The organism is bacterium, from assembly GCA_020440705.1.
GTDB lineage: Bacteria > Krumholzibacteriota > Krumholzibacteriia > LZORAL124-64-63 > LZORAL124-64-63 > JAGRNP01.
The window spans coordinates 1-9927 of record JAGRNP010000132.1; the positions used below are offsets into that span (position 1 = coordinate 1).

Here is a 9927-nt window from a genome sequence, read left to right on the forward strand (position 1 = left end):
GGGAACAGGGTCGTCATGGCATTTCCTCCTCGTTGCTGCGGCCGGGCGATGCCGGGCCTTTCGTTTGCCTTGGGTCACGGTCTTGTGTTACAAGTGGGCCTTCCGTCCGCGGGAAACCTTGCCCACACCATCAACGCATTTGTCTCCCCCCATACAAGCGGTGTGCCGGGGCAGCGGAATTTTTTCCGAGAAAACTGGAAGCGTCTTGAATTCAATGAGTTGGCATGATACGGGTGCGGGCGACGGGTCTCCGGATTCCGCTGCGGAGCCCCGGGCATGACAGTCATTTTATGTCATAATGGCATGACTGCCAGACGTCTTGTCGCGGTTCTGCTGACAGGTGTCGTGGTGTTGGCCATCGGGTCGGCGAGGTCGGCCGCGGCGGCCGATGCGCCCCTGACCGTCGGCGAAGTCCGCATCGTCACTGACGACATCTTCGAGACCCGGGAGGTGGAGGAGGCCTCCGGGGCCCTGCTCCTGCTGCGGCGGGCCATGAACGGCGTCCATCTCAACACGCGGCACTACGTGATCCGGCGCGAGCTGCTCTTCCACACCGGCGACCCCTTCGATCCGGCCCTGCTCGAGGAGACCGAGCGCAACCTGCGCGATCTCGGCTTCCTCAACAACATCCGGGTCACGGCGATCGACACCACGGCCGCTGGCCGCGTGAACGTGCTGGTGCGCACCCGCGAGGCCTGGACGCTGCGCACCTCGTTCTCGTACTCGCTGGCCTCGGGTGGCGACCAGCGCTGGAACGTCCAGCTGGCCGACGTCAACTTCCTCGGCCACGGCGTGACGGTGGGTGCGGGCGTCGGGGCCGACGAGAACGCCTCGTTCTGGAACCTGTGGTACCGGCAGCGGCGGCTGTTCCGGGCCGGCTTCTGGCTCGGCATCGACTACTCGCAGCGGGGCGACGGGCACGTGCGGCAGGTCATCTTCAACCGGCCGTTCTATGCCCTGGACGACCCCTGGGGCAGTGAATTCCGGGCCTGGGACAAGGAGTACGACCAGCGGTTCTTCCTCAGCAACGCGGGCCCGGCCGGGCTCGATCCCGCGGCGGGCTCCAGTCTCCACGCGCCCCTGGCCTACCGCGAGAAGGGGCTCGAGGCGCGCTTCCAGTGGCGTCTGTCGGCGCCCCGCGAGGGCCGGGTGTGGCGCTTCGGCGGCGGCATCGACGTGACCGACCAGGCCTTCCACGAAGACCTGCACGCGGTCGAGCTCTCGGACGACCGCGTCGTCGACCTGACCTGGCTCGAGGACGAGAACCAGCCCTACGTGCGCGAAACCGGCGTCGAGGTGCAGCCCTTCCTCTGGCTGCGCACCGAAGGTCGTCGTTGGCGCAAGGCCCGCTTCGTGCTCCAATACGGGCCGGTGGAGGACGTCCCGCTCGACTGGGAGGCCGACGTGCGGACCGGGCCCGTCGGCGGCCAGGTCGGTTCGACGACGGGCTACGGCGACACGCGCTGGCGCACCCGGGCGACCGCCACCCGCTGGTTCGCCGCGCCCGACGGCTACCTCCTCGTGCACGGCAACGCCTACGGCGACCTGGGCAGCCGGCGGGTGCGCACCTACCGCTACGACGCGATCGTCGGCTGGGTCGCGCGGCGCGGCGCCGAGCTCAGTCCCTGGCTGACCCGTGTCTTCGCCGAGTACGCCCAGGGCGGCGCCCTGCTGGGCAGCGAGGCCCACGTGCTGGGGCTCGACCGCGGCCTGCGCACCCTCGACTTCGACGGCATGGCCGGCGACCATCTCGTGCGCTGGAACGTGGAGCAGGGGAAGGTGCTGCCGAGCGAGCCGCTCGGCCTGGTGCGGGTCGGCTTCGCGGCCTTCTACAGCGGCGGCCGGGCCTGGTGGCGGGACGAGCAGGCCGGCCCCGGGGCGGTGCGGCACGAGGCGGGTTTCGGGATCCGTTTCGGCCCCACGCGCTCGGCCAATTCGCAGGTGGCCCGCATCGACCTGGCCTGGGACCTGAACGGCGACGGCCGTCCCGTCCTGACGGCCACCACCCGCGGCTACTTCTAGGAAAGGCGCCATGCAGGCCAGTCGGACCATCGCGAAGAACACGGCCCTGCTCACCTTCGGCGTGCTGGCGGGCCGGGTCCTGGGCGTGTTCATCTTCAAGAAGATGTCGCCCATCCTCGGCGAGGAGGGCGTCGGCATCTGGGGCACGGCCACCAACCTGGTGGCGATCCTGCTGGTGATGTCCAACTTCGGTCTCGGCACGCTGCTGACCCGCGAGATCACGCGGCGCCGCGGCATGACCCTGCCCCTCTTCCTGAGCACCATGAAGGTGCGCTGGGCCATGGGGGCGGTGGGCTACCTCTTCCTGTTCGCCTTCGTCGAACTGAAGGGATACGACGCCGTCAAGACGGCGGCCTTCCTCGTCACGGGCCTGGCCATCTTCATCGAATCGACGGCCATGGCCTGCGACGCCGTGCTGCAGGCCCACGAGAAGGTGCAGCACCAGACGACCGGCCAGGTCGTCTCGGCCGTGGCCTATTTCGCCATGGCCTTCTGGGCCCTCGATGCGGGCCACGGCCTGATGGGCGTGGTCTGGTCGAACGCCATCAGCCGCCTCATCCGGCTGCTGGTGATGGCGCCGCTCATGTTCGCGACCACCGGCCCCTGGCAGTGGCACGACCCGGACGACGACCGTCCCGTGCCCACGCCGCGCCACATGCTGAAGCTGGGGTTCCCGCTCTTCCTGGCGACGACCTTCGGCATCGTCTACAACATGGTCGACACCGTCATGCTGAACGCCATGAAGGGCGACGCCGTGAGCGGGATCTACTTCCTCGGGCACCGGGCGCTGGACATCCTGCTCATCGTGCCGGGCCTCTTCGGCACGGCCGTCTTCCCGGCCCTCGCCCGCTACGCCGAGCGTTCGGGCGACGACGCGCGCCGCCTCGGCGAGCGCTCCCTCCGCTTCATGATGGTGGCCATGCTGCCGCTCACGGTCTTCGTGATGTTCATCGCCGAGCCGATCATCTTCTTCTTCAGCGACGGCCAGGCCGGCTTCAACGACTCGATCCGGGTGCTGATGATCGTCGTGTGGGGCCTGCCCCTGCAGGCCGCCTCGATCATCTACAGCCGCCTGCTGATCACCGCGAACCGCGAGCGGGTCTTCGTGCAGATCGGCTTCGTCTCCATGCTCGTGAACGTGGTCCTGAACGTGGTCCTGATTCCCCGCACGAGCTACTACGGCGCCTCGGCCGCGACGATCATCGCGATGCTCACCAGCTACCTGATGCACCACCACTACCTGGCGCGCACGCCGCTGCGGCCGCCGGTGCTGAAGGCGCTGTTGGGCCCGGTGGCGTCCTTGGCCGCGGCCTGGGCCACCACGGTCCTGGTGCTGGCGGCGGCGGTCCCGGCCTGGCACGTGTCGTGGCGCTACCTGCCGGTCCACGAGGGCTGGCTCGCCTTCCTGACCGCCACCCTGCTCACGACCGCGGGCTACGGGGCGGCCCTCTTCGCCTTCCGCGTGTTCGGGGCTGGCGATCTGCGGCTCCTCGCCGAGATGCGCCGACGGCCGCCCGCAGCCTGATCGGCCTGGTTTGAGAATATCCTACCAAAATACTGTAACTTTAGTTTCTTCAACAAGTTGTTAAAGATTTCACCCATGCGGCCGATGATCCGGTGGAGGCTCGCCCGGACTCGTGACGCAGGGGAGATGCGATGTTCAGGAAGTGGAGTCTGAGCCGGAAGATCGGCGTGGGATTCGGCACGGTGCTCGTGCTGCTCGCGGGCCTCGCCGCCCGGGCGTTCTTCGGGATCGGCGACATCGTCGGCGACGCCACGGAGGTCATCGACGGGAACGTGGTCAAGGGCGTGATGATCGAGAAGGAGATCGATCACCTGAACTGGGCCAACCAGGTGGGGGCCCTGATCAACGACCCGGCGGTGACGACGCTCGCGGTCCAGACCGATCCGCACAAGTGCGCCTTCGGCCAGTGGTACTACGGGACGGAACGCGGGGCGGCCGAGGAGCTCGTGCCGGGTCTCGCGGCGATCCTGGGCCGGATCGAGGACCCCCACGCGCGTCTGCACGCCTCGGCGGTCCACATCGCCGCCGTGTACACGCCGGCGGATCTCGCTCTCGGCGGTTTCCTGCGCGATTCCAAGACGGCGCACCTGACCTGGCTGCACCAGGTGAAGGACGTCTTCCTCGCGGGCGAGGACCAGCTCTTCGTCCAGACCGACCCCCACCGCTGCGGCTTCGGCACCTGGCTGTACGGCGATGCGGCCGTCGCCCGGCGCGACGCCTCGCCCGAGTTCGCCGATATCTGGCGGCAGGTCGAGGCGGCGCACCGCCGGCTCCACGCCGGCGCCCTGACGATCCAGGGTCACTTCGACGAGGGCGACTACGACCTCGCGACCATGTCCTACTACGCCGAGGTCGAGCCGGCGGCCCAGCAGGTGCTCAAGGGGATCGATTCCTTCATCGCATTCCAGGAACAGGACGTGGCGGGCATGCTGCAGGCCTCGGAGATCTACGCCGCCGAGACCGTGCCCGCCCTGCACGAGGTGGCCGGCCTGCTGGGCGAGGCGCGCGACGTGGTCGCCGCCAACGTGATGACCGACGCCGAGATGCTGGCCGCCGCCCGGGGCACGCGCTCGGCGGTGACCTGGCTCGGTCTGGCGGCCGGCCTGGTGGGCATCGCGCTGGCCGTGCTGATCACGCGCAGCATCGTGCGGGCGCTCAATGCGGTCATGTGCGAACTGAACCTCGGTGCGGAGCAGGTGGCGGTGGCCAGCGGCCAGGTGGCCCAGGCGAGCCAGGACATGGCCGACGGCGCGAGCCAGCAGGCCTCGAGCCTCGAGGAGACGACGGCGACCCTGCAGGAGCTCTCGGCCATGACCAGCCAGAATGCGGGGCACGCGGGCGAGGCCAGCCGGCTCGCCGGCGACCTGCGCGGCGTGGCCGAGGACGGCCAGGCCGCCATGGGCCGCATGACCGAGGCCATCGGGCGCATCAAGGAGTCGGCCGACCAGACGGCGCAGATCATCAAGACGATCGACGAGATCGCCTTCCAGACCAACCTGCTGGCCCTGAACGCGGCGGTGGAGGCGGCCCGGGCCGGCGACGCGGGCCGGGGCTTCGCCGTGGTCGCGGAGGAGGTGCGCAACCTCGCGGGCCGCAGCGCCGAGGCGGCGCGCAGCACGGCCGGCCTCATCGACCAGAGCCAGGCCAACGCCGACGGCGGCGTGCAGGTCACCCACGGCGTGACCGCGACCCTCGCCCAGCTCGTGGACGGCATCGAGAAGGTGGGCGACCTGGTGGCGGCCGTGAGCACGGCCACGAGCCAGCAGTCGACGGGCGTGGGCGAGATCACGACCGCGGTGGGCCACCTCGACCAGATCACCCAGAACACCGCGGCCAACGCGGAGGAGTCGGCGTCGGCGGCCGAGGAACTCTCGGGTCAGGCCCGCGAACTGAAGCACATGGTCGACGTGCTGGCCCGGGTCATCACGGGCGACACCGCCACCGGCAGCTGCGCCGGCCGGCGGGCCGTCCGCGCCGCGACCCTCGTCGATGCGGATCTGGCCACGGTCGCCGGGCCACCGCCGGCGGCGGCCGCCAGGGCGCGCCCGCGGCCGTCGCGCGGGTCCTTCGTGCCCGAACCGGCCGATCCCATGCAGGTGATTCCCCTCGACGAGGACGAGCTCATCGAAGTCTAGCAGGCTGTTGAAAAACTCCTCCCGGCACGCGGTACGCCTGGCCAAGCCGATCTCCGCGTTGCGATCCCTTGCCGTAGCTACGGCTACGGCGGCGGAATCGCGCCTCGATCTCGGCCCGGCCAGGCGCACCGGGTACCAGAATGAGTTTTTCAACAGCCTGCCAGCGCCGCACCGCACCGGGCGGGGCCGATCAACTCGACGGTTGATTTCGCCCCGCCCGGTCGTGTATTCGTAGGGGACCCTGAATCCGTCCGACTGATCCCCGAAAGGTCCCCATGGATTTCCTGACCGACTTTTCCGCCGGCCTGTCCGGTACCGTTTGGGGTTGGCCCAGCGCCTTTCCCGTCATGGTCGCCGTCCTGCTCGTGACCGGGCTGGTGATGACCGCGACCCTCCGCTTCATCCAGCTGCGCCGCCTGAAGCACGGCATCGACGTCATGCGGGGCAAGTACGACGACCCCGCCCACGACGGCGACCTGAGCCACTTCCAGGCCCTGACCACGGCCCTGTCGGCCACCGTCGGCATCGGCAACATCGCCGGCGTGGCCACCGCCATCCACTACGGCGGGCCGGGCGCCCTGTTCTGGATGTGGGTGACGGCCATCTTCGGCATGGCCCTCAAGTACGCCGAGTGCACGCTGGCGATCCAGTACCGGGTGATCCTGCCGGACGGCAGCGCCTCGGGCGGGCCCATGTACTACATCGAGAAGGGGCTCGGCAAGAGCTGGAAGTGGCTGGCGGTGATGTTCGCCATCTGCGCCGTGATCTCGAGCTTCGGTTCGGGCAACAGCATCCAGGCCTTCACCGTGGCCGACCAGATCCGGTCCGATCTGGGCGTGCCCACCTGGGTCACGGGCCTGCTCTCGGCGGCGCTCGTGGCGGCCGTGATCCTGGGCGGCATCAAGCGCATCGGCGCGGTCACCAGCAAGCTCGTGCCCTACATGGCGGCGATCTACGTGGTGAGCGGTCTGGTCGTCGTGCTGCTGAACTTCCAGCACATCCCGGCCGTGCTGGTCGAGATCTTCGCCTCGGCCTTCAAGCCGGCGGCCCAGGTGGGCGGCTTCGCCGGCGGCACCTTCATCTTCATGCTGACCTGGGGCGTCAAGCGGGGCCTGTTCAGCAACGAGTCGGGCCAGGGCTCGGCGCCCATCGCCCACGCGGCGGCCAAGACCGACGAGCCCGTGCGCGAGGGCGTCGTGGCCATGCTCGGCCCCCTCATCGACACCCTGATCATCTGCTCCATCACCGGCCTGGTCATCCTCTCGACCGGCGTGTGGCACGAGCGGCTGCCGGACAGCGTGCCGGTGAACGCCCAGTCGGCGATCACCGTCATCAACGAGAGCGGCCGGGTGCTCACCGACGGGATCATCGGCGACGCGGACCGCTACACCGGCGAGATCCAGGTCATGGACGGCACGCCGAGCGGCGCCTTCCTCGTGCGGAACCACGCGGTCGTCGAGCTGCCCCGCCTGACGATGGACGACGGCACGCCCTACACGGGAGCGCTGCGCATCGAGAACGGCGACATCGTCACCGACGGCCTGCCGGCCCTGACGCTGGACGGCGACATGGCCCAGAACGGCTCGCCCCTGACGGCGTGGGCCTTCAAGCGCGGTCTGGCCCGCTTCGGCGACTGGGGCCACCTGCTCGTCACCCTCGGCGTGGTGCTGTTCGGGGTCTCGACGGCCATCAGCTGGAGCTACTACGGCGACCGCGCGGTGGTCTATCTGCTGGGCACGAAGTACGTGCTGCCGTACAAGATCATCTTCGTGATCATGAACTTCCTGGGCGCGATTTTCTCCCTTGAGGTCGTCTGGAATTTCGGCGACAGTGCCCTCGGATTGATGTCGCTGCCGAACCTGATCGGGCTGTTCTTCCTGTCCCGCAAGGTGAAGCAGATGAGCGGCGAGTACTTCGCCAGGGAACACAAGCCCCTGCGGTGACGCCGGGGCCGGACCACACGCAACGGAGCCGGACATCATGGGCGGGAACGCGAAGCTGGAAAAGAAGAAGTCGAAGGAATCGAAGAGCCTCGCCGAGCAGATGGCGAAGCTGGCGCGGAAGGGCAGGCTGACGGCCAAGAACGCCGATCGGCACTGGCTGTACGAGAAGTCGGTGCAGAACGCCGACGTCGAGGTCGAGTTCATCGACCGCGTGTACGCCGAGCGCTTCGGCCGCCACGCCCGCTTCCTGCGGGAAGACTTCTGCGGCACCGCGAACCTGTGCGCGGAGTGGGTCCGGCTCGGGGCCGACCGGACGGCCCTGGGCGTCGACTACGACGAGCCCACGCTGCAGTGGGGGCGCGAGAACAACCTGGCTCCCCTCGGCGAGGACGCCGCGCGGATCACCCTGGTGCGCGACGACGTGCGGCGGGTGCGGGAACCGCAGGCCGAGGTGCTCACCGCGACGAACTTCAGCTGGTGGGGCTTCAAGACGCGCGCCGAGCTGAAGGAGTACCTGCTGAACTGCCACGCGAGCCTCCGCGACGACGGCATGCTCATGATGGACTGCTACGGCGGGCCGGAGGCCCAGGTGCCCCAGGAGGAGGAACGCGAACAGGACGGCTTCGACTACATCTGGGACCAGGACACGTTCAATCCCATCACGAACGAGATCACCTGCTACATCGATTTCAGTTTTCCCGACGGCAGCCGCATGAAGAAGGCCTTCGCCTACGACTGGCGGTTGTGGTCGTTGCCGGAAACCTGCGACCTGCTGGCCGAATGCGGTTTCCGCGAGACCGTGGTGTATTGGGAAGGCACGGACGAGGACGGAGAGCCCGACGGGGAATTCCAGCCCAGTCGGGAGGGAGATCTGGCGCCTGCCTGGGTGGCGTACATCCTGGCGTTCAAGTAGTGGGAGAGAGCGGGAATGAAGATGAAGGCCTGCGCCCAGTGCGGCGCCGACATCGAGGGTGAAGGGCTCGTCTTCCGGGGCCGCACGTTCTGCGGCGACGAGTGCTGCGAGGAGTTCCAGGACGGTTTCGTGGACGACTCGGAACCGAACCTGGACGAGCTCGACGAGGACGATTTCGACGACGACGACTTCGATGACGAAGATCTGGGTTATCGGGACGACGACGACGATTTCGAGGACGACGACGACGAGGACGACTTCACCATCGATCCCGACGACTTCTAGGCGCGGGGCGGTGCGCGACCCGTTTTTCGTCAGGGGCCCCGCGTGTCGAGGGTCCCGTTGTCCATCCAGACCGACCGGGACAGGGACTCCCGCGCCCCCGTGTCCATGACCCCCCCGCACAGGAATCCGGCCAGGCCCCCCCAGAAACAGGCGAGCGACGTGCCGTTGTCGTCGCGCGTGGTCCAGACCGGATCGGTCGCCACGAAAAAGAAGGGACCCCGAGTCGGAGTCCCTTCCGCGTGTCATCTCCGGACCGGGATCAACCGCAGCCGCTGCACCCGCCGCTGCTGCAGTCGCCGCCGGCGGTGGCGCCCAGCTTCAGCATGTAGCCGCGCCGGTAGGCCTCGTCGACATAGTCGATGGTCAGGCCGCCGCTCTGGCGCAGGATGTCCGTGGTCTGCGTGTCCATGACGAATTTGATGCCGTTGTGCTCGACGACCGCGTCGTCGTCCTTGGGCTCATCCAGAGCCATGCCGATGGACGGCCCGCCTCAGCCGAAGCCCTGGACGAAGAGCCGCACGCCCTTGCCCTCGTGCTCCGACCAGTCGAACCCACCGAAGGCGGTGTTCGCCGTCTCGGAGATGCTGATCAGGTCCGTGTTGCTCACTGCTACCATCCTTATTGAGCCGCTGCCGGGGGAATTCGCCGTTCGCCCCGTTTTCCGGGTGGAATCCCAATATGGCAGGTCGGCGACCGGTGCACAAACTATCGGCCGAAAGTTAAGGATCTGTACGGAATTCGCAACTGTTTACCTATTGACGTTCCGGGCCGTCCGGCATCCGGTCGTAGACGAGCCGGACCGGGGAGCCGTCGCCCTTGCCGTCCGGCGCCGACTCCTCGACCTGCAGGCGCCGCCCCTCGCTCAGCAGGGAGTAGCGCCGAACGCGGGGCGGGCCGTCGCCGCCGGCCGGACGGATGCGCACCACCAGGGCGGCGCCCTCCCAGGCGGCGGAGGCGCGGGCTTCGCCCCGCCGCGTCCAGATGGTCTGCTCGGTGCCGTCCAGGCGCAGGACGTGGCTGACATCGGCGCCGTCGGTCACGTTCCATTCGTTGCCGGCGTGGAAGATCGTCAGGCTCTGCATCTCCGCCGGCAGTCCCCCGTTG

Annotated in this window: 10 protein-coding genes; 7 read left to right on the top strand and 3 right to left on the bottom strand. The window is 68.6% G+C overall.

Annotation, left to right across the window (positions count from 1 at the left end; genetic code table 11):
* The 7 genes from KDM41_15315 to KDM41_15345 form a co-directional block, all read left to right on the top strand.
* Window positions 1-228 (top strand): hypothetical protein (locus KDM41_15315; GenBank protein MCB1184797.1); only part of this gene is annotated, 228 nt, incomplete at its 5' end.
* A 117-nt stretch (window positions 229-345) separates the two neighbouring features.
* Window positions 346-2022: a hypothetical protein gene (locus tag KDM41_15320; protein MCB1184798.1), complete on the top strand. Its 1677-nt coding sequence runs from the start codon at window positions 346-348 to the stop codon at window positions 2020-2022.
* 10 nt (window positions 2023-2032) lie between these two features.
* The gene (locus tag KDM41_15325; GenBank protein MCB1184799.1) at window positions 2033-3547 is read left to right on the top strand and encodes a flippase; all 1515 of its coding nucleotides are present in this window, start codon (window positions 2033-2035) and stop codon (window positions 3545-3547) included.
* Between the two features lie 131 nt (window positions 3548-3678).
* Window positions 3679-5682, top strand: a complete 2004-nt coding sequence (locus KDM41_15330; GenBank protein MCB1184800.1) for a CZB domain-containing protein — start codon at window positions 3679-3681, stop codon at window positions 5680-5682.
* Window positions 5683-5957: 275 nt separating this feature from the next.
* Entirely contained in the window at window positions 5958-7625 is a 1668-nt protein-coding gene (locus KDM41_15335) for a sodium:alanine symporter family protein (GenBank protein MCB1184801.1), read from the top strand.
* A 37-nt stretch (window positions 7626-7662) separates the two neighbouring features.
* Window positions 7663-8538: a class I SAM-dependent methyltransferase gene (locus tag KDM41_15340; GenBank protein MCB1184802.1), complete on the top strand. Its 876-nt coding sequence runs from the start codon at window positions 7663-7665 to the stop codon at window positions 8536-8538.
* Between the two features lie 15 nt (window positions 8539-8553).
* Window positions 8554-8823: a hypothetical protein gene (locus KDM41_15345; GenBank protein MCB1184803.1), complete on the top strand. Its 270-nt coding sequence runs from the start codon at window positions 8554-8556 to the stop codon at window positions 8821-8823.
* A gap of 29 nt (window positions 8824-8852) precedes the next feature.
* On the opposite strand, the gene KDM41_15350 is transcribed toward KDM41_15345, so the two are convergent.
* The 3 genes from KDM41_15350 to KDM41_15360 all read right to left on the bottom strand — a co-directional run.
* Window positions 8853-9026: a hypothetical protein gene (locus KDM41_15350; protein MCB1184804.1), complete on the bottom strand. Its 174-nt coding sequence runs from the start codon at window positions 9024-9026 to the stop codon at window positions 8853-8855.
* Between the two features lie 56 nt (window positions 9027-9082).
* Complete coding sequence (locus KDM41_15355) at window positions 9083-9295, bottom strand: hypothetical protein (GenBank protein ID MCB1184805.1); 213 nt, start codon at window positions 9293-9295, stop codon at window positions 9083-9085.
* A gap of 280 nt (window positions 9296-9575) precedes the next feature.
* Window positions 9576-9927, bottom strand: a 352-nt coding sequence (locus KDM41_15360) for a hypothetical protein (protein ID MCB1184806.1), incomplete at its 5' end; no start/stop codon positions are given.